The organism is Pseudomonas corrugata (assembly GCF_050920615.1).
Taxonomy (GTDB): Bacteria; Pseudomonadota; Gammaproteobacteria; order Pseudomonadales; family Pseudomonadaceae; genus Aquipseudomonas; species Aquipseudomonas corrugata.
On the sequence record NZ_CP130434.1, the window covers coordinates 3,160,314 to 3,180,784 of the forward strand.

Here is a 20,471-nt window from a genome sequence, read left to right on the forward strand (position 1 = left end):
GATTCGGGCCGCCCACCGGCGGCCCGTTGGAGATAGCGATGAAACTTATCACGCTGAAACCACTTTTCCTGGGCGGCACAATTTTGGTCGAGGGCAAGCCTTTTGAGACCATCGAGCAGCACGGACGCGAGCTGATTACAAAGGGCTACGCAATGTTGGATGACTCTGACGCTGAGCCGGTGGTGACGCTTGCCGAGGACCCTGCGCCTTTTGTTCCAGCATTCACCAGCGATCAACTGGCGCCGACTCAGTTGGCCGCGGTTGCTGCGCCGTTTGGTGACCTGATGGCCGCGCCAGCAGCCGGCGCGCCCGAGGCTCCGGATCTGCTGGATCCGTCAGCCGCTGATGCGCCTGATGCTCCGGATCTGCTGGATCCGCCAGCCGCTGATGCGCCTGATACTCCGGACCTGCTGGACCCTCCAGCCGACGCGCCCGATGCTCCGCAGAAGCCCGTCACCTCGAAAAAGAAAGCGAGTTGACCATGGGGGCGATTGATATAGCCCTGGCAATGCAACACCTGCGGGCAGAAGTGGATGATCAGGTTTACGTCCAGGCGTTGCTGAATGCTGCCGAAGACAGTGCCGCTCAATATCTGCAAAGACAGTTCTATGCCGATGCGGCAGCGTTGGAGGCCGCGGTGCTCGCCGGGACTGCCGGTAATGATCCGATAGTCGTAACGGGCTCTATTGTGGCGGCGTGCTTATTGATCCTCGGACATCTGTATGCCAACCGAGAAGATACAGTCACCGGCATCAACGTCTCATCGGTGGCTGAGTTGCCAATGGGTTCACGAACGCTGCTACACCCTTACCGGGTGCAGATGGGGGTCTAAATGGCTTTTCGCGAACCTGGTGCGGGCGAGCTGAACCGAAAGGTTCTGATTCGTCTGCGCACAGATCTGCCGGCGGTGGACATGGGGCTCGACTCGGTGTACAGCGACGAGCGGCCCAGGTGGGCCAAGATCGAGCCGGTTGGTACATCGGTTTATTCAAACGGTGTCCAGACAGATAACAAACTGACTCATCGCATCACGCTTCGGCTGGTTCAGGGCGTTTCCGATGCGCATGAGGTCGTGCATGGCACTACGATCTACCGAGTGAAGCGCAGTGCTGATCTGAACGGTACCCATCGGTTTACCCAACTTGAGGTTGAAGAACTGGGTTCGATCCGCGCTGGAGGTGGTATCTATGGCTAACTCCGCCTCGCTTGAGGGCTACCTGCACTTCGAAGGGTTCGACAAGTTCGAGCGTGATGCCTTCGACAAGCGAAAGATCCGCGCCGGCATGCGTAAGGTCGGCCTGCTGATCACCCAGCGCGCCCAGATGAACCTGGTGCTGGGTAAGGGCCAGGATGGCTACCCCATCAACAGGACCGGCGCGACCGTCGAATCTGTCACCTTCAAGGTTTCCCGCTCCGGATTCCTGGTGCGGATTTCCCCGACCAAAACCTCGGCCATGGAAGAGTTCTACCCGGCTTACCTGCACTACGGCGTCAAGCAGGGGCGCAGGCCCGGCAAGCTTGCGCCGGGTAAGGGGAAGGGCAGGAAGAACCGGCGCGCCGCCGGTGCTCGGGCTCGTCTCGTTGCGGAGCGCGCCGCCGGCGAATGGCGCATCAAGCCCCGCGACAACTACATGGCCGACGCACTTCAGGATTCGGCTTCGCAAGTTAAATCGATCCTCTCGGCTGCGTTCGCCGCTGCCCTTGGCTGATCGCTGCCCCAACGGACTCACGCATGAAACTCACCCCCATCGTTGCCCATCTGCGACAGACGTGCCCAACCTTTGCCGAACGAGTTGCAGGCGGCATCGACTGGGACGCCGTCGTCGAGAGTGCCAAGCTGCCGTTACCAGCTGCCTACGTGATCGCGTCGGCAGATGCTGCCACCCCGAGCAAAGCGCAGAACATGGTTCTTCAAAGCATCACCGACCAGTTCACCGTTGTGATAGTCCTAGCCACAACCGACGAGCGCGGCCAAGAGGACAACGACCTGTTGCACGACGCTCGCGCCGAGTTGTGGAGGTCTCTGGTCGGTTGGGTGCCTGGTCCAGAGTACACGCGCATCGAATACGGTAAGGGCGAACTGCTGCACATCAGTCGCGCCCGGGTGGTTTATCAATTCACCTTCTTTTCGGAATTCCAGCTTGGCCGAAACCATGCGAGCGACCCGCCGGAGACTTGGCAGGAATACGAGCTGGACGGCCTGCCGGGCTTCACCGGAGCGAACATCAACATGGACTGCATCGACCCAGCAGACCCGAACCTGAAACGACCCGGCCCGGACGGGCGCATCGAAGCGCAATTCACTGGAGACGTAACACCATGACCAATCGCATCACTGTGGTGCCGGCCTCTGGCCGTTCTGTGCCCGACCCGGAGGCCGGCGACTTGTTGCCCAAGGAAGGCCGCGAGGTTCCAGACAACGCATGGTGGCGCCGCCGTCAGGCCGATGGCGACGTGACCCTGAAAGCCGACAAGGCCCCATCCACCAAAGCCGGCGCGCCGGCGAAAGCTGAGGAAGCGCAATAATGGCTATCGGATTCAGCAACATCCCGGCCGATATCCGTGTGCCGCTGTTCTACGCGGAGATGGATAACTCGGCGGCCAACAGCGCATCGTCGGCCATGCGGCGGCTGATCGTCGGTCAGGTCAACGACAACGCGACCAGCGAAAGCATCGGCCAGTTGGTCCTGGTTTCCAGCGTGGCGCTGGCGAAGGAAATCGGCGGCCAGGGCTCCATGCTCGCCGCGATGTACGAAATCTTGCGCAAGGTCGATCCCATCGGCGAAATCTGGTGCCTGCCGTTGCAGAACGACACCGGCACCGTGGCGACATCGACCGTTACCATCACGGGCGCCGCCACCGAGGCCGGCCTGCTGAACCTGTACGTCGGTGGCACCCGGGTGCAATCGGTCGTGGCATCGGCGGCGACTCCGACGGTTGCGGCCGCCGCCCTGGCGGTGAAGATCAACGCAACCCCAGACCTGCCTGTCACGGCTGCGGCGGTCGCCGGAGTGGTGACGTTGACCTGCAAGTGGACGGGCGAAAGCGGTAATGACATCTCCATCGCCATGAACCGCCTGGGCAAGTCCAACGGAGAAATGACTCCGGCAGGCCTGACCGTCGTCACCACGGCAATGACTGGCGGTGTCGGCGTGCCGGATCAGGTGGACGCCGCGGCGGCCCTGGGTGATGAGCCGTTCGAGTTCATCTGCATGCCATGGTCCGACACGACCAGCCTGAATGTCTGGAAGGACACGATGGACGACAACACCGGTCGCTGGTCCTGGGCCAAGCAGTTGTTCGGCCACGTCTACAGCGCCAAGCGCGGCACTATCGGCACGCTGGTAGCGGCAGGCCAGGCGCGCAACGACCAGCACGTCACCATCCAGGCCGTCGAGGCGGGCGTTCCGCAGCCGGTGTGGGTTCAGGCTGCCGCATTGGCTGGGCGCACGGCGGTGTTCATCTCGGCGGATGCCAGCCGGCCTACCCAGAGCGGTAGCCTGCCGGGCCTCGACCCAGCGCCGGCTAGTGAGCGGTTCACCCTGACCGAGCGCCAGTCTTTGCTGACCTACGGCATCGCCACGGCGTATTACGAGGGCGGTTACGTGCGCATTCAGCGCTCGATCACCACCTACCAGAAAAACCCCTTCGGCCAGGCGGATAACTCCTACCTGGACAGCGAGACCATGCACCAGTCGGCGTTCATCATCCGCCGGATGCGCAGCGTGATCACGAGCAAGTACGGTCGCCACAAGCTCGCGAGCGATGGAACCGCGTTCGGCGCCGGCCAGCCGATCGTCACCCCGGCGGTCATCCGTGGTGAGCTGATCGCGCAATACGCCAAGCTCGAGCTGGAAGGGCACGTGGAGAATGCCGAGCTGTTCGCGCAGCACCTGGTGGTGGAACGCGACACGCAGGACCCGAGCCGGGTCAACGTGCTGTTCCCGCCGGACTACATCAACGGCCTGCGCGTCTTCGCCTTGCTCAACCAGTTCCGCCTGCAATACGACGAAGCGGCGTAACCCCGACCCACGACACCCAGCCCGCCCTGTGCGGGCTTTTTCATTCTGGAGACACAGACCATGGGTCAAAAAGTAGCGGGCACCGTCTACGTCAAAGTGGACGGCGAACAGCTGATCATCACCGGTGGCGCCGAAGCCCCGCTGATGGACGTGAAACGAGAAACGGTCTACCCGGGCTATTACAAGGAAGAGGCAATGACGCCTTCCCTGAAGGTGACAGCGGTGCACACGCCGAACTTCCCGATCAAGGCGCTCACCAACGGTCGCGATATGACCGTGACCTGCGAATTCAGCAACGCATCGGTCTACGTGTTGGCCGGCGCCTACCTAGTGGATGAACCATCGTCGAAGGGCGACGACGGCACCATTGAACTCCAATTCGACGGCATCAAAGGGAGCTGGCAATGAGTCATGTTCAAAAGCTTCAAGTCGCGATCGAGGCCCACGGCGAGCCGGTGACTGAGCTCACCCTGCGCCGGCCTACCGTGCAGGAAGTACGGGCGATCAAGGCGCTGCCGTACAAGATCGACAAGAACGAGGAAGTCAGCCTGGATATGGACGTCGCGGCCAAATACATCGCGGTCTGCGCCGGCATTCCCCCGTCGTCGGTCAACCAGTTGGACCTGTCCGACCTGAACGCCCTGAGTTGGGCGGTTGCCGGTTTTTTCATGAGTGCGGCGTCGCAGCCATCGGCGACCTGATTGCAGCCGCCTATGACCTGGCCTGGTTCTGGAAGGTTGACCCCGAACAGATGATGGCCAGGCCACTGGATGTGCTCCGTGAATCCCTGGAGCACGCCCAACGAATTAACGCAGCCCAGCAGGTGCAGTGATGGCGGACAAGTTCCAGCTCAAGGCGTTGATCACCGGCGTCGACAAGCTGTCGCCGACGCTGGCGGGCATTCGCAAAAACGTTGCGGGTTTCAAGAAAAACCTGGAGAAGACCGGGCTTGGAAAGCTCAGCTTCGGCGGTATCGCAAGCGGTGGCGTCCTGGCCGCTCCGTTCATACTGGGCGCCAAGGCCGCGATCGATTTCGAAAGCCAAATGGCCGACGTAAAGAAGGTCGTCAGTTTTGATACGCCCGGGCAGTTCAAGGAGATGGGCGATGATATCGAGCGGATGTCCGAGCGCCTGCCTATGGCTGCCGGGGACATCGCGAAAATCGTCGCGTCCGGGGGGCAAGCAGGCATTGCCAAAGCCGAGTTGCTGGGTTTTGCCGAAGCGGCAGTGAAGATGGGTATCGCGTTTGACCAGACTGCCGAGCAAAGCGGCGACATGATGGCCAAATGGCGAACCTCCTTCAAAATGAGCCAAGTCGAAGTGGTGGGTCTTGCCGATAAGATCAACTACTTGGGGAATACCGGGCCTGCAAATACCAAGCAGATCTCCGATATTGTTACCCGCATCGGACCACTTGGTGCGATCGCGGGCGTAGCCTCAGGGCAGATCGCGGCGCTTGGCGCCACGATGGCAGGCGTAGGCGTTGAGCAGGAAGTTGCAGCCACCGGCATCAAGAACTTCATGCTGGCAATGACCAAGGGATCGGCTGCTACAAAATCCCAAGCGGAGGCCTTCAAATCCTTGCGGTTGGATTCGAAGAAGGTCGCGGTGTCGATGCAGAAAGACGCGCAAGGGACCATAGTCGACTTGCTGGACCGTGTGGCCAAGGTCGATCCGTCAAAGCGAGCTGGTTTGCTTACCGAGCTGTTCGGTTCAGAGTCGGTGACAGCGATCGCACCGTTGCTTACAAACTTGGATTTGTTGAAAAGCAACCTGCAGAAGGTCGGCGACGCGCAAAAGTACAGCGGCTCAATGGAGGCCGAATACAACTCGCGAGCGGCCACCACATCAAATAATCTTCTTCTTCTGCGAAACGCCGCCGATAACGTCGCCCGGTCTATCGGCAGCGCTTTGCTGCCAGGTATCAACTCGGTAGTTGAAGCAATTCGACCTTTCGTAAGTCGGGTGGCTGAACTCATTAAACAGAACCCTGATTTAGTGAAGGGGCTCGCAGCCGCAGGGATAACGTTCGGCGTGCTGACTGCTGCTGGTCTCACTGCGATGACGGCGATAAAGCTGGCAAGCATTGCGTTTAGCGCTACGCCCATTGGCTTGATCGCTCTGGGCATCGCTCTGGCTGCCGGCCTATTGGTAGCCAACTGGGAAAAGGTCGCTCCCTTCTTTCGAGAAGTGTGGGCAAGAATGCTTGGCCCAATGCTCACGGTTTGGAATTTGTTCAAGTCGTTCGTTGAGTGGACCCCGATCGGTTTGATTGTTGAGAACTGGGGGCCTCTTACGACTTTCTTCGGCGCGCTGTGGGATCTGCTAACGGCGCTTTCAACACCGGTGATGGACTTCCTCAAGACCATGTTCGACTGGTCGCCGCTGGGAATGATCATCAACAACTGGGCCCCCATCACCGCCTGGTTCCAGCAGCTCTGGGAAAAGCTGCGCCCCATCATCGAGCCGATCATGAAGTGGTTCGGCGGCGGGGAGGGCGGTGAAGGAATCATCCAGACCGCCACCGACAAAGTGAACGCCTTCACCGAAGCCCAGCAGAAACGCAACGCGGGCGCCGGTGGCGGTACCGGTGAGCTGCTGATGGCGGATGCCGCTCAATCGGCCGCCGCCCGCCAGGCGATGAACAATCAGGCGTTCGGCATCAGCAACAACCAGCTCCTACAGCAGACCGCTGCCACCAACGGGCAAAAGCTCAACGGCGAACTCAACATCAACCTGAACGGCGCACCGCCGGGCACGACAATCGAGCAGCCGAAAACCAACCAGCCAGGGCTGAACATCAAGCCCAACGTCGGTACCCGTACCGTGGGCGTCATGAAGGGGTAAAACATGGCACGTGATTGGCGGAAGGAACTATTGCCGGCGTCATTCCGAGGGATCAGTTTTTTGATCCCCCGGGCGTCGGTACCGGTCGGCCAAAAAGGGCAGCTTCACGAATACCCCCAGCGGGACAATCCTTACTTCGAGCAGCTAGGCAAGCAAGCCCAGGTCCACACCATGACCGCGTGGGTGATCGGTGACGATTGCTTCGAGCGTCGCGACAAACTGCTGGAGGCGCTGGATACCCCCGGCCCGGGCGAACTGGTTCACCCCTGGCTTGGGCGCATGCAGGTCAAGGTTGGCGACTGCAACTTGTCTCACGAGCTCACCGCCGGCGGCATGGTCAGCTTTGACCTGACGTTCTACCCGGACAAACCGCTGACGTTCCCGACGGCCAAGGTGAACAGCCAGCAGCAGGTGGTGAAAGCGTCGGACAGCATGCTGGGATCGGCCTTGGAGCGGTACAAGCAGGCAATGGCGAAGGTTGATCAGGCCCGCCTGGGCCTGCTCCGTTTGCGCAATAGCCTGTCGAACGTCTACGCCGTCATCCAGCAGCAGTTCGCACCTTTCGTGGGGGTGTTCACCAACCTGACAGGGTTCGCCCAGTCATTGATGAATTCACCCGGGGCGCTGTCGTCGCTGTTCTCCAGCTACTTCAGCGACTTTTCGTTGCAGGACAGCGCTTTCGCTGACACCAGTTCGAGCTACAAGAATGCGGTGGCCACCACCACCCAGCAAACCGAGGCGGTGACGGCCATCAACACCGTGAGCCAGTCTGGCGGCATCGACTCGGCGGCAGCCGCCCAGGCCACCGCGAATCTGGTACAGGACGCGCTGCTGGTTCAGATGGCACTGATCATCAGTGAAATGCCCATCGCCTCGCAGCCCGTCTCCAGCGGATCAACGCCCAGCGTCGAGCAACAGGCCATCTTGCCGGTGGTTCGGCCAGAGGTGCCCGTGGCGGATGACGTGCTGCAGCTGCGCGACAGCCTCAGTGATGCGATTTTTGAAGCATCGCTGAAAGCCGACCCCGCTCATTACGTTGTGATGAACACGCTGCGCCAGACCCTAGTGAAACACCTGACGGCGGTTGCCGAGTCTGGGGTGCGGCTGGTTGACATCACGCCGCCCGAAACCATGTCCGCCCTGGTGCTGGCTTACCAGCGCTTCGGCGATGCCACCCGCTCGGCAGAAGTCGTGCAGCGCAATCGCATCCGTCACCCGGGCTTTGTTCCGGCGGCATCGATCAAAATCGCCCAGAGGTAAACATGACCGAAGATCAGAACACCGTCAGCCTCACGGTTGACGGTCTGGATTACTCCGGCTGGAAATCGGTCGAAATCACCGCCGGGCTAGAAGATCAGGCCCGGTCGTTCACCCTGAGCATCACCTGGAAGTGGCCGGGGCAGAACGTCGCGGTACCGATCCGGCAGGGTGCCAAGTGCCATGTGCGTATCGGTGGCGACCTGGTGCTGACTGGCTGGGTGTTCTCCTCGCCGATTGACTACGACGACAAGCAAATCACAACGACCATCAGCGGCAGGTCATTGACTGCCGACCTGGTGGACTGCGCGGCCGTGAACAAGCCGGGCCAGTGGAACAACCAGAGCGTGCTCACCATCGTCAGGGCGCTGGCGGCACCGTATGGGATATCTGTGCGCACCGAGATCCCTGAGGGTGCGAAGCTGTCGGACCACACCATCGAGCCAGGCGAGACGGCTTTTGAGTCCATCGATCGCTTGCTCACGCTGTTCCGGGTGTTCTCTACCGACGATGCGCGCGGCATGGCCGTGCTGGCCCGGCCAGGAAGTGAAGGACGGGCCTTCGATCATCTGGAGGTCGGCAAGAACATCCTCACCGGTAGCGCGCCGCTGGATTTCTCCGGAGTGTTCTCCGAATACCAGGTGCTCGGCCAGCGCTCGGGCACGGACGACGAATTTGGGGAGGCGGCTGCCGAAGTGTCGGCGGTGCTGACCGATGAGCGAACCACCCGTAAGCGGGTGCTGATCATCCAAGAGTCTGGGCAGATGACCAGCGAGCTTGCGCAGGCCCGGGCCAACTGGGAGCGCGGTACTCGCATGGGCAAGGCGCTGACCACCACCTACACCGTCCAGGGCTGGCGCCAAACCAACGGGGCGCTTTGGAAGCACAACACCCTGGTGCGAGTGATCGACCCCATCATCGGTTTCGACCGTTGGATGCTGATCGCCCGGGTGACCTACACCCTGACCGATGCCGGGATGATCACGAAAATGGAAGTCGGCCCGCCGGACAGCTACGAGCCGGAACCACATGACCCGCACAAGAACCGCAAGCTGAAGAAGGGCGGCAAGGCCGACAATTTCGAATACCTGATCCCCGCCGACTACGAGCCAAAACAATGACCGTGAAAAACATGCTGGCCCGCGGCACCGTGGTGCTCGTCGACGCCTTGAAGAAAATGCAGTCCTTGCAGATGCGCCTCACCGCCGGCGAACTGAAGGACAACGCCGAGCACTTCGAGCCCTACGGCTTCACCAGCAACCCGCTTGCCGGCGCCGAGGTGCTGACGGCGTTTATCGGCGGCGATCGCTCCCACGCCGTCGTGCTGGTTGCTGCTGATCGCCGGTACCGGATTCAGTCGCTGGAGCCTGGCGAAGTCGCGATCTACACCGATGAAGGCGACAAGATCCACTTCAAGCGCGGCCGGATTATCGACATCGAAACCGGCACGCTGAACATCAAGGCCACGACGGCCGTGAATTTCGAAACGCCGGTGATCAACCAGACCGGCCAGATTGTCTCTGTAGGCGACCAGCTGGCCGGTGGCATCAGCCAGATCAACCACGTACACACCGGTGTCCAGGCCGGTAGCGGACAAAGCGGCGCGCCCGCTGCGGGGGGCTGATGCTTACTCAACCTTCCGTTGAATCCGCGCTGATTCGGGCGGTGGTGATCAGTCTGTACACCTGGCGCCGCGCTGATACCGATGACCCGGTAGACGATGACCAGTTGTACGGCTGGTGGGGCGACAGTTACCCGGCCATCGCCGACGACCGCATCGGCTCGCGCCTCTGGTTACTGCGCCGGGTCAAGCTCACCGATGCCACGCAGCGTGACGCGGAGTTCTATGCCGCCGAGGCGCTGCGCTGGTTGATTGATGACGGGCATGTCCTGGACGTTTCCATCAGCAGCAACAGGGCGGACACCAACCGATTGAACCTCGGTGTGATCCTGACCATTGCGGACGGCACGCGCCTGGAAATTCCATCTACCCCTACATGGCAGGTGATCTATGCCGTTTGAAACGCCCTCGCTGCCGGTGCTGGTCGATCGCACCCAGAGCGACCTTGCCAGCGACACGCTGCGCCGTTCGGACGCCCAGGTGCTGGCGCGTACGCTGGCCGGTACCGCTTATGGCCTGTACGGCTATTTGGATTGGATCGCTGAACAGATCCTGCCCGACCGGGCGGACGAAGAGACACTGGAACGGATTGCCCAGTTGCGCCTGACCCAGCCGAGAAATCCAGCGCAGCCTGCGTCGGGGACGGCTTCGTTCACCGCTGTAGCGGGCGCCGTGGTTGATGCTGAAACCGTGCTCCAGGCGGCTGACGGGCGCACCTACCGGGTAACGGCAAACGTCACCACCGTTGCGGGACTCAATACCGTGACGGTGGAAGCGGTAGACGCCGGAACCTTGGGTAACGCGGACACCGGCCTGGCCCTTACCCTGGTTCAGCCCGTGGCAGGCGTTACCAATAGCTTCACCGTTCTGGCGCCTGGCCTCACTGGCGGCATCGCGCAGGAGAGCATCGAGTCGCTTCGTGCCCGGGTCATTCGCTCGTACCGCGTCATCCCGCACGGCGGGTCGGCGGCAGATTACGAAACCTGGGCGCTTGAGGTGCCAGGCGTTACCCGGGCCTGGTGCCGAGGCAACTACGTCGGTCCCGGAACGGTGGGCCTGTTCGTCATGCGAGACGGTGACGACGTGCCAGTGCCCAATCCTGCCCGGCTGGCCGAGGTGAAGACCTACATCGAGCCGCTTCGCCCTGTGACGGCTGAACTGTACGTGCTGGCGCCCGTTGAGGTGCCGGTGACCTACAGCATTCACCCGGTGCCGGACACCACGACCATTCGCGCGGCCATCCAGGCCCAACTGATTGACCTGCACGACCGTGAGGCCGGCCTGGGTGAAACCTTGCTGCTGACGCACATCGCCCAGGCCATCAGCGGCGCGGCCGGCGAAACGGACCACGACCTTGTATCACCTGTGGCCGACGTGCCGGCGGGCATCAACCAGCTGCTCACCTTCGGAGGCATCACATGGCTGTAGCCCGAACTGCCGACCAGTATCGGCGGCAACTGAGCGGCCTGTTGCCGTCCGGCCCTGCCTGGGATCCCGAGCTGGTGCCGGAAATCGCGCTGGTTCTCTCTGGCGTGTCGCAGGAGTTCGCCCGGCTCGATGCCCGTGCAGTGGACTTGCTTAACGAGATGGACCCCGCCGACGTGAGCGAGCTGGTGCCCGATTGGGAGGCGATCATGGGCCTACCTGATCCTTGCCTGGGCCTGAACCCCGCGTTTGAGGATAGGCGCCTGGCGGTTCGCCGGCGGCTCGTCGAGGTGGGCGGGCAAAGCATCTCCTATTTCATCGACATAGCCGTCAGCCAGGGCTACCCCGACGCCACCATTACCGAACACCGAGCGCCCCGAATGGGGCGTTCTCGTTTTGGCGTGGCGCGCTTCGGTGGGTGGAACGCCCAGTTCATGTGGACCCTGAACACAGGAGGTCGCCAACGGCAGGGCCGGCGTTTCGGCGCGAGTTATTGGGGCGAGCGCTTCGGCGTGAATCCAGGCAACCCGCTCGAATGCCAGATCCGGCGCGCGGCGCCGGCGCACACCGTCGTACAGATAAATTACAACTGAGGGATAAAGCGTGGACTTTCCGAAAAGCGTACCGAGTGTCGGCCTGGTCGATGGCAAATTCGTGGACGAAGATGTGGTAGCGGGAACCCCTGGCTCGTTGATCCCTGCTCAATGGGGTAACGCTGTCACTGAAGAACTGTTGAACGTTATTGAGTCCGCTGGCCTGACTCCGGACGAGGACAACAATGCCCAGCTCTTGGCAGCGGTCAATTCGAAGATTGCCGCTGCGATTCCATCGGCGCCGCCCGACGCGTCTACTACGGTCAAGGGGCTTGTCGAACTCGCCACTAGTTTAGAGGCTCAAACCGGAACGGATCCGGAGCGGGCAATAACGCCTTTGGCGCTAAGTGCACGCACGGCGACCGATGCACGCACTGGCCTTGTTGAGCTGGCGACCAATTTGGAGACCCAGACTGGTACCGACCCCCAACGTGCCGTGACGCCAGCAGGGCTGGCGTCCATTGCGACTACCTCAACGCTTGACGCCACAGTTGGAAAACTTGCACGTATTGGCGACTTTGGAATTGGCGGTTTCGGCCCGGACGCTGCGAACGTGGACACCATAACGGCGGTGGGCGTGTATAGCGTATCTGGAAGCTCGGCGGGCACGCTGCCATCCCCTGGAATGCTAGGGACATTATTCCATTTGGAGCGAAGCAGCTCTCTTGCCCGCGCTCAGATTCTCGTGGATTCAGCAGGCGTGTTTTGGTACAGAAGCTCTGTGTTCGGTACTGGTGCGTGGCGGAGTTGGTCGAACAATATGCCTACTCCAGCCACCACATCTGTGGCGGGCGTTGTTGAACTTGCCACCAGTGCAGAGACTACGGCGGGCGCGGATAGTACGCGTGCGGTAGTTTCTAGCGGGTTGCAGACAAAGATGTCTGGGGTTGTCTCGGGGCAATATCCGATTACTCCAGGTTCTCAAGCTGTCTTCAACCACAACCTCGGCGTAATTCCGTTCATGGTTGAGTTCAGCTTTGTTTGCCTTACTGCCGAAGGTGGCTGGTCGGCCGGAGACGTTATTCACCGTGGGAACTGGTATCAGAATTCTTCAGGAACAGATATCTCGGTAGGAATATTCTGGTACGGAGAAACGACCACTCAGGTTACTTTTGGAATCGGTTCTGTAGCAATGCTGTTGCCAACCAAAACCACTGGCTTTCGGTTTGGTGCCACGGCTTCAAACTGGCGGTTTACTGCGAGGGTGATCGGATGAGTGGAGAATTGAAATTCTTTGTAAATGACCAAGGCACCTATCTAGGTGCCATGGGAGGGGAGTTGTTGCCAGAGTCACCGCATCCTTACCCTGCGGGAGTGGAAGTTGGTTCGGCTCCCGAGAGTATGTCTTGCCGATGGGACTTTTCGCAGAAGGTATGGCTGCCTCCGGAAGGCACCGTTGCTACTTAGGGGCAGACATTTGCTTGTCCGTTGTGTTCGCCCGCTGTTGCTGTGCCAGGGCCCACGCGGCGGCCATCTCATGCTCGCTCGTTGAGTGCCCTTTCTTTGGTGTCACGATTGCAGTCAGGTCCACGGCGTCTGGGTTCCCCGCCTTCGTTATTCCGGAAACCAAGGACAAGGTTTCCGTAGTTCCAACCCTGTCGTCATCATTGTTGATCTGGATAAATAGGTGCTTCTTCGAAAGGGCCTCGTAATAAGGTGTCAGGCTGTATGCCGATTTATTGGCTTTGGAATTATCAAACTCTCGCAGGCGGAATACATCGGTTACGGGCGCCATGGCGATTACGGTATCGATACCCGGTACTTCGGCGGCCGCCTTCATTGCGATGTATCCGCCACGAGATACACCGAGGACGGTGACGTTCACTAGGCGAGCTTTATGTTTGTCCGCTACATCGCCAAGCACGGAGTTCAGATTGCTTATATAGCTGTCGAAAATGTTGCCGCTGGTTTTGTCTGCTCTGGCTCGCCAACATTCCAAACCAGTTCCTTCTTTTTTGATTGTGTCCTTGCCGTGGCATGGAACATCAACAGCTACAACGCTATAGCCCTTGGCAGCCAAAATCTGTCCAATAGGGCTGTAAGTGTTGGTCATTGATTCCTTTACGTCGGTCGTAATAACGATTAGAAGCGGACCGTTCGGTGCACCTTGGTGATACCCGTACTCGACGCCTGATTTTGTTTTGTCAATAGTGTAATCATCTGCTGATGCGATAGCAGGCAGCAGCATTGTTAAGGCAAAAGTGATGCTTTTTAAATCAATCATTTTGGGGTAACCAGTCTCTTGGTGTTCAGGGCAAGCGAACGGAGAAGCTGCTTGTCCTCAGCGAAGTGGGCGATTAATTTTGCGGCTGCGATTGAGAAGACAATGGTTAGCGCGCCGACGATTATAGAGTTCGTCACTGATCCATAAATAAATTGCTGAGTAGCGCCGAGGATGAACAGCATTATGGGGAAGTGGATAACGTAAAGAGTGTAGGAGTACCCGGCTTGCTTGTGGAATAGTACAGGGAATCGCGCGCCGCCACCCATGATAAGGGCCATGAAGGAAGCGAACCACAGGCCAGAAATCAACCGGAAGTGATTCATACGATCCAACCATATGCCGTTGCCGAGAGGTTCCGCGAACAGAACAAGAGCGATTGCCAGGGCAACGGCGGCGGTAAGCAACACAAACAACCAACCGAATAGCCTGTTGTTCATTTGTGGCGTGCGCTGATGTAGGAACGCCAAGGCGAACCCAGAGAACCATATCGGAGCTAGCATGTAAAACAGCTGGTTCTTGCGTGTGATAACGATCGTGATTACAAAAAGAGCGATTGCCGCTGCCTTCCTTGAAGGCCACAAAAATAAAGCAGCAGCGACAACGTAATACCAAGCCTCAATCGACAAACTCCATAAAGGGCCGTTTGCGGTTGGTGTTGTAGTTTTGAACTCGTTGAGAAATGCCAATGCACCGAACAACTGTTTCGCGATTGCTGTGAACTCGGTTCTCACGAATTTCGCGCCAGGTATCGACAACAGTTGTTGAGTCCCGGAAGGGAAAAATAACGGGGCGACGGCAGCCAGCAGAGCGATCAGGATGATAGCCACAACCAGGGGCGGATAAAGCCTAAGTGCTCTGTCTCTCGCGTACTGCTTGATGCTGAAACCCTGATTCTTTGCAATGTTGTTGCAGACCGACTTCCCGATGAGGAAGCCGCTGAGCACGAAGAACACCATCACCGAAAGTTGAGTGAAGAAGCCAACGAAAACCGAGCCTGCTTTTAGCGTCGGCAACAGGATCGTTTGGTTTGTGTGGCCGAGCAGCACTACCAGTGCAGACAGCGCACGGATGGAATCCAGCTGCTGCGATTGGTCAGGAGTGATACGAGACAAAGTGAGTTCCCATCCATTGATTGTGTCGAACCCGGTACATCATACGGGGTGGCACTATGCCCGCCTAGCCGCGGGTTTTTTCGCCCGGAGAAAGCCATGCCAGTTACCGCGCAGCAGTTGCTGCAGATCCTCCCGAACGCCGGTGCTAAAGCCGGCGTTTTTGCGCCTGCCCTCAACACAGCTATGGGCCGGTACCAGATTGTCGGCCTGCAACGTGTGGCGGCGTTTATCGCGCAGATCGGACATGAGTCCGGCCAACTGCGCTATGTCCGTGAGCTGTGGGGGCCAACGTCGGCTCAGGCCCGTTACGAGGGCAGGGTAGACCTCGGCAACACCACGAATGGCGACGGCTTCAGGTTCCGGGGACGCGGGCTGATCCAGGTCACTGGCCGGGCCAACTACGCCGAGTGCGGCGAAGCCATGGGCCTTGACCTGACCAGCCACCCTGAGCTGCTTGAACAACCAGAATGGGCCGCGAAATCTGCCGCATGGTTCTGGTCTACGCGGGGGCTCAATGGGCTCGCGGATGCAGGCGCCTTCGATAAGATTACCAGCCGGATCAATGGTGGGCAGAACGGTGCTGCTGATCGCCGGGCGCTGTACGAGCTTGCCCTGGAGGTTCTTGCATGAATCCAGCCACCCTAAAATTTCTGATCGCCAGCGTAGCCGTGGCGTTGATCCTGGCGATGAGCGCGACCTGGAAGATCCAGGACTGGCGGTATGGCGGTTGGCTGGCTGAGCAGGGCCGCCTGCACCAGGACGACCTGAACAAGATCAGTAGCGCGGCCGCCGCCCAGGCCCAGGTAGAGCAGGGCAAGCGCCTGGCTCTGGAGCAGCAGCTTTCGGTCAGCGAACAAACCCACTATAAGGAGCTGAGCAATGCCCAGCGTGATCAAGATCGCCTGCGCGATCGCCTTGCCACTTCTGATTTGCGGCTGTCAGTCCTCCTTGAGGATCCAGCCAGTTGCAGCGCAGTGCCTTCCACCACCAGCCCCGGCGGCATGGTTCATGGAAGAACAAGAGCCCAACTTAACCCAGCGCATGCTCAACGAATTATCGCCATCACCGATGACGGGAACAAAGGACTGATTAAACTGGCCGCGTGCCAAGCGTTTGTCCGAGAGCTCAACTAGGTTCGATAACCGACTCGTTATCTTGTTGGTCATAACAGATCGTGTGAAAACGTTGCTCGTAGGCTAGGATCTATCCTAAGGGACTAGGAGTGTGGCGATGTCAATTGCACAAACGATCGAAGACGCTGAATTTCTAAAAAAAGAAGGCCGGTACATCGCCGCGTTGGCTCAAGCTTTTATCGCCATTGCAGCATCTTCAAAAATCAAATTTCCCGAAGGGGTAAGATCTCGTTGGAAACCGTCTAAAAATATGAGTGACCGAGAGGCGTTTATTACTTTTTTAGGAACTGAGCTTCGAAGGAAGTACTTCAGTTATGCTTATGGCTTAGATGCAAGTTCCGGTATCATTGTGGATTTAGATGGTGAGGCTCAGCCAATCGAACGGATTTTATACGAGAAATACCGCTGCGGGTTAATCCACGAGGCTAAACTATCATCGCAATTTGAGTTGATTGAGGATGCAGATCCAGCTGCCGTTTCGATAAATAGAGCAAATGGAAAGCTTGCGATAGGGTACAGCTGGATTGACCTACTTTTGCAAATCGTAAAAACTGCGCCGAGCAATGGGAAAGAGCTCGGGTATATAGGTTACGAATTTCGGATGATAGGCGTCTTTGATGAGGCGGAGTTATCTGATGGGTTAAGGTTGAAATATATGACTTGGCCGTGGAATGAGATTCCATTTCCGCTGCATGTGTTTCGTCAGTTTATCCAGCTAATGCCTGGGGTTAATTTGTCGCGGTTAGATGACCCAGCGTTGAGTGAAATGTTCGCGGAAAGTATAGATAAACAATTGATTTCCGGTTCGATCGCGGGGCTTCGCGATCGAGGGTTAATCGACCATGCGCACAAGCTCACAAAAATCGGAATTTTGATAGCCAGGGAAGTCGGCACTCGCTATGAAATGATTGAAATCTGAATCATTCTACAGGCGGCGGGCCGCCAGTTTACTATGCACGGTAATGAGGCTTATATGGGCGAGACTCGAGATATACCCGAACCGATTAAGCGCCAAGTCAGGCAGGAATGCTGTTTTGGCTGTGTAATGTGTGGTTCTCCACTATTCCAGTATGACCATATGGTCGGCTTTGCTGAATCTCCTGAACATAAAGTAGAGAATCTGGTTCTGCTATGTGGGGTTTGTCATCCGGACAAGACGCATAAGCGGATTTCCGTTGAAAGTGTTCGTCGCGCGAGATTGAAACCTTTTAATCTAAATCGCCTGCATACGGCTGGTTACAGGTTGGCCCCTAATCACCACATAAAAATCCTGTTGGGGACTAACGAATCTGTTATCGAACTTTCAGAGCGTCGAGATATACACCATGTGCTTTGGATTAGCGGTGAAAGTTATTTGGCGGCACATTTTGAGGATGGGGCTATAACGTTTTCAATGAAAATCACGGACGCCGGAGGAAGAGTCCTCTTGGCGGCTGAGCGTGGAGAGGTAAAGGTTACTACTCAGGCATGGGACTATCGTTACGAAGGGACTACCTTAAAGATTTGGAATGGTCCAAGGCAGATTTTGCTTGAGGCAAATTTGAGTAATGAGTTAATACACGTTGTTTACGGTGTGTTTATGAGTTCACGTCTTGACGGATTCGTGGTGGAAGGTGGTGCGCTGGCCACAATTGCGGATGGGGAGATGAGAGGAATTTCGAGCGGGTCTACAATTCATGGCTGTGCATTTGGTAGTTGGGGGATCGCAAATGCTAAAGACATAGATTTTAACGAATTGCCCACAGGCTTCGGTGTAATGCAGAAAATATGAACGATTAGTCACCGCATTGGCCGTGGAGGAATACGTTTAATAAAACCTAGACCATTACAATACGTACAGGAATCCCGCTCACCGAACCCATCCAGGCAAGAAGGGCATTGAGCAAACCTTGCCAGCTCTAAGAACGGCCTGAGTTTCTCCATCAATACCAGATTTCGATTTTCGTGCGCGATTAGCACGGCATCGACAAGCCAACGGTAGACGTCAGGATCTTCTATGGGTTTGTAAACCACTCCCCGAATCATCCTTGCCGTCTCGACCAAGTCGAACCGGCGTCCGTCGTCCAGCGTGAGGACTAGTCCTTCAATCACGCCGTTCGGCGCGGCTCGACAGATCAACGTCAGTTCTCCGCCTTGTCGATAGACCTGCCCATCGTATGCATGAATCCGCTGGCTCTCGGTTTTATCGGTGAATGTTGATTGGCGAATCGTGCCCAGGCTGGGCAAGCCGTCACGTGACATAAGTTCGTAGTGGGACGCGCCGTGATAGAGGGCCGTAGTCGATTGCAGCTCTTCCACGGCGTGCCAGTAAGCAGAGTTTGCCATCTCATCCATATCGAACTTCTCGGCTCGATCAATCAACCGTTCCTCGGCCAGCCGGGCGCTGGCTGCAAGCAGACAGGACCGGTGAGCCTCCGGGTTCTGCATCCTGAAGTCGTGGTCGTCGAGCGTGTCGCGCCATTGTTGGATCCTCAGCGCCTTAGCCTGTTCAAAATTCATGATCTGGATGGATGCTCAACTACTGTTTGTATATACAGTAATCGAGAGGCGCGCTTGAGGCGAGGGTGGGGCGACGAGCTGCTACCGGCCTGCTTCTGGATCCCAAAAAGCGTTCCGCAACCAAAAAGGCGAGCCAAGCAGGGCGCGAGCTGTAGCCTGTTAAAAATCAGTAGCTTGCGGAACGCTTCCAGTGCTAACCTATTGAAATACAGACAAAAGTGGATGGATTGCAAATCCACCTACGCCGGTTCGATTCCGACTTCGGCCTCCACTATAAAAAAGCTCTGTAGATCGATGATTTACAGAGCTTTTTTCTTTCTAGGGCAATGAAGCTTTTTGTCTTGAAAACGACATGGGCAACCTTGCTTCGTCGAGGAGGGATGTATATATTTCGTCCCTCTGCTGTACCAGCCTCGATACTGCCGGATCTTCTGATCCGCCGTTTACTGGAGGCTTGGCCGCGCTACCGCCCGAATGGCGAAACTGGTAGACGCATGGGACTTAAAATCCCCCGCTCGTAAGGGCGTGCCGGTTCGATTCCGGCTTCGGGCACCATTTAAATTCAAGGGTTTGCAAGCGAAAGCTAATGCAAACCCTTGATTTTTTCCGGTCCGCTATTTTGATGCCGGTCCGCAATTCACTTCGTTGGTGATACCTTTTTGCCTTTCCGATTGCGGATGTATTGCTCTGTCATGACAACGGTCGTATACCCAAGTTGATCCTTGGCCTGCATAATGTCTCCGCTGGATTCCGCCTTGTCCGTGCCCGCCTTGGCGCGCAAATCTCGCATCTGGAACTCAGGCTTGGAAACCCCAGCCGCTTCCCGGGCGATATCAAATCTCCTCCGCAACATTGCCGCCGTCATCGGTGAGCCATCCTCAGCAACGATCAGCCGTGTCGAGCGGACCTTGTGGCCAGCCTTTCGGGCCATGATTCGATCAATTAACACCTCCAGTTCACCGCTGATTTCAATGCGCCGCTTCGCTTTGGTTTTCCCTTGGGTGACCCAGATCTGCCCGTTGCGGACATCCCGCTCGTCCATTAATCGGGTATCTGTCACGCGCTGGCCGGTCAGGTAGGCCAAGTCCATTGCGTCCTGCAGGCCTACGTCAGCCTTGTCATGCACCCGCTTGAACAGCTCGTCTTCGACGTAGGTGTCTCTTCCAGTCTCCTTGTTGCCCTTGATCCCTGCGCAGGGGTTCGCCAGCGCCGTATAGCCCTTGTCCCTGGCATAGTTCCAGATCGCGCTCAGCAGCGCTTTTTCACGGTTGGCCCGGACGGGGGCTGATTTTCGCCAGGTCAGGTACTGTCGAACGTGCAGCGGTTCTATTGTTTCGAGCGGCGCCGGTGGATCATCGAAAAAGGCGATCAGGTTTTTCAGCTCACGCTTGTTATCAGCCTGGGTGGCTGTGCTCTTTGTCGGGACAACATCCACCATGTATTTTTCAGCGACATACCGGAACGTGATGACCTTTGACACCAGGTCCGTGGCGGTGCGATCGCGTTCGAGCTTTGCGTATTCCATAATCGCAAGCCCGTAGTCGCTCCCCAGCGGGATTTCCCGACGGCCTTTGCCGCCGGTGTCGTAATAGTAGTAAATCCGGCCGCTGGCCTTTTTCCGTTCGCGCAGCCGCGCTATCGATCCTGGCTTGCTTGGTCGTCTTCCCATGTCAGCTGGCCTTACGTGGCGTCCATACGGGTTTTTCTGATTCGAACATACCTACTGCAGTCACGGCCT

General features: G+C 58.0%; 25 protein-coding genes and 1 tRNA gene. 22 read left to right on the forward strand and 4 right to left on the reverse strand.

The window, feature by feature from the left end:
- Positions 1-38 precede the first annotated feature (38 nt).
- From QZH45_RS14220 to QZH45_RS14300, 17 genes are all read left to right on the forward strand, one after another.
- Positions 39-479, forward strand: a complete 441-nt coding sequence (locus QZH45_RS14220; protein ID WP_432780504.1) for a hypothetical protein — start codon at positions 39-41, stop codon at positions 477-479.
- 2 nt (positions 480-481) lie between these two features.
- Positions 482-832 carry a head-tail connector protein gene (locus QZH45_RS14225; protein ID WP_432780505.1) on the forward strand — a complete coding sequence of 117 codons (351 nt, stop codon included), beginning with the start codon at positions 482-484 and terminating at the stop codon, positions 830-832.
- Positions 833-1,195, forward strand: coding sequence for a head-tail adaptor protein (locus tag QZH45_RS14230; RefSeq protein ID WP_432780506.1), 363 nt, complete (start codon positions 833-835; stop codon positions 1,193-1,195). It abuts the gene before it with no gap.
- Positions 1,188-1,709 (forward strand): hypothetical protein, encoded by a 522-nt coding sequence (locus tag QZH45_RS14235; RefSeq protein WP_258650755.1) that lies wholly within the window; start codon positions 1,188-1,190, stop codon positions 1,707-1,709. Before QZH45_RS14230 ends, QZH45_RS14235 begins: the two co-directional genes overlap by 8 nt.
- Positions 1,710-1,732: 23 nt before the next feature.
- Positions 1,733-2,323, forward strand: a complete 591-nt coding sequence (locus tag QZH45_RS14240) for a phage tail terminator protein (protein ID WP_432780507.1) — start codon at positions 1,733-1,735, stop codon at positions 2,321-2,323.
- Complete coding sequence (locus QZH45_RS14245) at positions 2,320-2,526, forward strand: DUF2635 domain-containing protein (RefSeq protein WP_217861829.1); 207 nt, start codon at positions 2,320-2,322, stop codon at positions 2,524-2,526. The genes QZH45_RS14240 and QZH45_RS14245 overlap by 4 nt, the downstream gene beginning before the upstream one ends.
- Positions 2,526-4,022 (forward strand): phage tail sheath subtilisin-like domain-containing protein, encoded by a 1,497-nt coding sequence (locus tag QZH45_RS14250; RefSeq protein WP_432780508.1) that lies wholly within the window; start codon positions 2,526-2,528, stop codon positions 4,020-4,022. Before QZH45_RS14245 ends, QZH45_RS14250 begins: the two co-directional genes overlap by 1 nt.
- 60 nt (positions 4,023-4,082) lie before the next feature.
- The gene (locus QZH45_RS14255) at positions 4,083-4,430 is read left to right on the forward strand and encodes a phage tail tube protein (protein WP_217861831.1); all 348 of its coding nucleotides are present in this window, start codon (positions 4,083-4,085) and stop codon (positions 4,428-4,430) included.
- A complete protein-coding gene (locus tag QZH45_RS14260; protein WP_334597489.1) occupies positions 4,427-4,723 on the forward strand; it encodes a phage tail assembly protein in 297 nt (98 codons plus the stop codon). Before QZH45_RS14255 ends, QZH45_RS14260 begins: the two co-directional genes overlap by 4 nt.
- Before the next feature lie 130 nt (positions 4,724-4,853).
- Positions 4,854-6,869: a phage tail tape measure protein gene (locus QZH45_RS14265; protein WP_432780509.1), complete on the forward strand. Its 2,016-nt coding sequence runs from the start codon at positions 4,854-4,856 to the stop codon at positions 6,867-6,869.
- 3 nt (positions 6,870-6,872) lie between these two features.
- The gene (locus tag QZH45_RS14270; protein ID WP_432780510.1) at positions 6,873-8,129 is read left to right on the forward strand and encodes a DNA circularization protein; all 1,257 of its coding nucleotides are present in this window, start codon (positions 6,873-6,875) and stop codon (positions 8,127-8,129) included.
- 2 nt (positions 8,130-8,131) lie between these two features.
- Positions 8,132-9,247, forward strand: coding sequence for a phage baseplate assembly protein (locus QZH45_RS14275; RefSeq protein ID WP_432780511.1), 1,116 nt, complete (start codon positions 8,132-8,134; stop codon positions 9,245-9,247).
- Complete coding sequence (locus QZH45_RS14280; protein WP_432780512.1) at positions 9,244-9,750, forward strand: phage baseplate assembly protein V; 507 nt, start codon at positions 9,244-9,246, stop codon at positions 9,748-9,750. Before QZH45_RS14275 ends, QZH45_RS14280 begins: the two co-directional genes overlap by 4 nt.
- Positions 9,750-10,148, forward strand: coding sequence for a phage GP46 family protein (locus QZH45_RS14285; protein ID WP_258650771.1), 399 nt, complete (start codon positions 9,750-9,752; stop codon positions 10,146-10,148). The genes QZH45_RS14280 and QZH45_RS14285 overlap by 1 nt, the downstream gene beginning before the upstream one ends.
- Positions 10,138-11,175 (forward strand): baseplate J/gp47 family protein, encoded by a 1,038-nt coding sequence (locus QZH45_RS14290; protein ID WP_432780513.1) that lies wholly within the window; start codon positions 10,138-10,140, stop codon positions 11,173-11,175. The genes QZH45_RS14285 and QZH45_RS14290 overlap by 11 nt, the downstream gene beginning before the upstream one ends.
- A complete protein-coding gene (locus QZH45_RS14295) occupies positions 11,166-11,765 on the forward strand; it encodes a YmfQ family protein (RefSeq protein WP_432780514.1) in 600 nt (199 codons plus the stop codon). Before QZH45_RS14290 ends, QZH45_RS14295 begins: the two co-directional genes overlap by 10 nt.
- A 10-nt stretch (positions 11,766-11,775) precedes the next feature.
- Complete coding sequence (locus QZH45_RS14300; protein WP_432780515.1) at positions 11,776-12,981, forward strand: hypothetical protein; 1,206 nt, start codon at positions 11,776-11,778, stop codon at positions 12,979-12,981.
- Between the two features lie 183 nt (positions 12,982-13,164).
- On the opposite strand, the gene QZH45_RS14305 is transcribed toward QZH45_RS14300, so the two are convergent.
- Both QZH45_RS14305 and QZH45_RS14310 read right to left on the reverse strand, forming a co-directional pair.
- A complete protein-coding gene (locus tag QZH45_RS14305) occupies positions 13,165-13,989 on the reverse strand; it encodes an alpha/beta hydrolase family protein (protein ID WP_432780516.1) in 825 nt (274 codons plus the stop codon).
- Positions 13,986-15,101, reverse strand: coding sequence for an acyltransferase family protein (locus QZH45_RS14310; protein WP_432780517.1), 1,116 nt, complete (start codon positions 15,099-15,101; stop codon positions 13,986-13,988). The genes QZH45_RS14305 and QZH45_RS14310 overlap by 4 nt, the downstream gene beginning before the upstream one ends.
- 96 nt (positions 15,102-15,197) lie before the next feature.
- Between QZH45_RS14310 and QZH45_RS14315 the strand changes: the two genes are divergently transcribed.
- From QZH45_RS14315 to QZH45_RS14330, 4 genes are all read left to right on the forward strand, one after another.
- Complete coding sequence (locus QZH45_RS14315; protein ID WP_432780518.1) at positions 15,198-15,731, forward strand: glycoside hydrolase family 19 protein; 534 nt, start codon at positions 15,198-15,200, stop codon at positions 15,729-15,731.
- A complete protein-coding gene (locus QZH45_RS14320) occupies positions 15,728-16,234 on the forward strand; it encodes a lysis system i-spanin subunit Rz (protein ID WP_432780519.1) in 507 nt (168 codons plus the stop codon). Before QZH45_RS14315 ends, QZH45_RS14320 begins: the two co-directional genes overlap by 4 nt.
- Positions 16,235-16,331: 97 nt before the next feature.
- A complete protein-coding gene (locus QZH45_RS14325; RefSeq protein ID WP_432780520.1) occupies positions 16,332-17,153 on the forward strand; it encodes a hypothetical protein in 822 nt (273 codons plus the stop codon).
- 54 nt (positions 17,154-17,207) lie between these two features.
- A complete protein-coding gene (locus QZH45_RS14330) occupies positions 17,208-18,005 on the forward strand; it encodes an HNH endonuclease (RefSeq protein WP_432780521.1) in 798 nt (265 codons plus the stop codon).
- A gap of 8 nt (positions 18,006-18,013) precedes the next feature.
- Here the strand turns inward: QZH45_RS14330 and QZH45_RS14335 are convergent, their stop codons facing one another.
- Positions 18,014-18,733 carry a hypothetical protein gene (locus QZH45_RS14335; protein WP_432780522.1) on the reverse strand — a complete coding sequence of 240 codons (720 nt, stop codon included), beginning with the start codon at positions 18,731-18,733 and terminating at the stop codon, positions 18,014-18,016.
- Between the two features lie 468 nt (positions 18,734-19,201).
- Here QZH45_RS14335 and QZH45_RS14340 point away from each other — a divergent pair.
- Positions 19,202-19,288: transfer RNA gene (locus tag QZH45_RS14340), tRNA-Leu, on the forward strand.
- 82 nt (positions 19,289-19,370) lie between these two features.
- Here QZH45_RS14340 and QZH45_RS14345 read toward each other — a convergent pair.
- Positions 19,371-20,402 (reverse strand): site-specific integrase, encoded by a 1,032-nt coding sequence (locus tag QZH45_RS14345; RefSeq protein ID WP_055135490.1) that lies wholly within the window; start codon positions 20,400-20,402, stop codon positions 19,371-19,373.
- Positions 20,403-20,471: the final 69 nt, after the last annotated feature.

Coding starts and splice junctions, on each gene's coding strand:
- QZH45_RS14220 (WP_432780504.1), top strand. CDS start 39: ATGAAACTTATCACGCTGAAACCACTTTTCCTGGGCGGCACAATTTTG.
- QZH45_RS14225 (WP_432780505.1), top strand. CDS start 482: ATGGGGGCGATTGATATAGCCCTGGCAATGCAACACCTGCGGGCAGAA.
- QZH45_RS14230 (WP_432780506.1), top strand. CDS start 833: ATGGCTTTTCGCGAACCTGGTGCGGGCGAGCTGAACCGAAAGGTTCTG.
- QZH45_RS14235 (WP_258650755.1), top strand. CDS start 1,188: ATGGCTAACTCCGCCTCGCTTGAGGGCTACCTGCACTTCGAAGGGTTC.
- QZH45_RS14240 (WP_432780507.1), top strand. CDS start 1,733: ATGAAACTCACCCCCATCGTTGCCCATCTGCGACAGACGTGCCCAACC.
- QZH45_RS14245 (WP_217861829.1), top strand. CDS start 2,320: ATGACCAATCGCATCACTGTGGTGCCGGCCTCTGGCCGTTCTGTGCCC.
- QZH45_RS14250 (WP_432780508.1), top strand. CDS start 2,526: ATGGCTATCGGATTCAGCAACATCCCGGCCGATATCCGTGTGCCGCTG.
- QZH45_RS14255 (WP_217861831.1), top strand. CDS start 4,083: ATGGGTCAAAAAGTAGCGGGCACCGTCTACGTCAAAGTGGACGGCGAA.
- QZH45_RS14260 (WP_334597489.1), top strand. CDS start 4,427: ATGAGTCATGTTCAAAAGCTTCAAGTCGCGATCGAGGCCCACGGCGAG.
- QZH45_RS14265 (WP_432780509.1), top strand. CDS start 4,854: ATGGCGGACAAGTTCCAGCTCAAGGCGTTGATCACCGGCGTCGACAAG.
- QZH45_RS14270 (WP_432780510.1), top strand. CDS start 6,873: ATGGCACGTGATTGGCGGAAGGAACTATTGCCGGCGTCATTCCGAGGG.
- QZH45_RS14275 (WP_432780511.1), top strand. CDS start 8,132: ATGACCGAAGATCAGAACACCGTCAGCCTCACGGTTGACGGTCTGGAT.
- QZH45_RS14280 (WP_432780512.1), top strand. CDS start 9,244: ATGACCGTGAAAAACATGCTGGCCCGCGGCACCGTGGTGCTCGTCGAC.
- QZH45_RS14285 (WP_258650771.1), top strand. CDS start 9,750: ATGCTTACTCAACCTTCCGTTGAATCCGCGCTGATTCGGGCGGTGGTG.
- QZH45_RS14290 (WP_432780513.1), top strand. CDS start 10,138: ATGCCGTTTGAAACGCCCTCGCTGCCGGTGCTGGTCGATCGCACCCAG.
- QZH45_RS14295 (WP_432780514.1), top strand. CDS start 11,166: ATGGCTGTAGCCCGAACTGCCGACCAGTATCGGCGGCAACTGAGCGGC.
- QZH45_RS14305 (WP_432780516.1), bottom strand. CDS start 13,989: ATGATTGATTTAAAAAGCATCACTTTTGCCTTAACAATGCTGCTGCCT.
- QZH45_RS14315 (WP_432780518.1), top strand. CDS start 15,198: ATGCCAGTTACCGCGCAGCAGTTGCTGCAGATCCTCCCGAACGCCGGT.
- QZH45_RS14320 (WP_432780519.1), top strand. CDS start 15,728: ATGAATCCAGCCACCCTAAAATTTCTGATCGCCAGCGTAGCCGTGGCG.
- QZH45_RS14325 (WP_432780520.1), top strand. CDS start 16,332: ATGTCAATTGCACAAACGATCGAAGACGCTGAATTTCTAAAAAAAGAA.
- QZH45_RS14330 (WP_432780521.1), top strand. CDS start 17,208: ATGGGCGAGACTCGAGATATACCCGAACCGATTAAGCGCCAAGTCAGG.
- QZH45_RS14335 (WP_432780522.1), bottom strand. CDS start 18,733: ATGAATTTTGAACAGGCTAAGGCGCTGAGGATCCAACAATGGCGCGAC.
- QZH45_RS14345 (WP_055135490.1), bottom strand. CDS start 20,402: ATGGGAAGACGACCAAGCAAGCCAGGATCGATAGCGCGGCTGCGCGAA.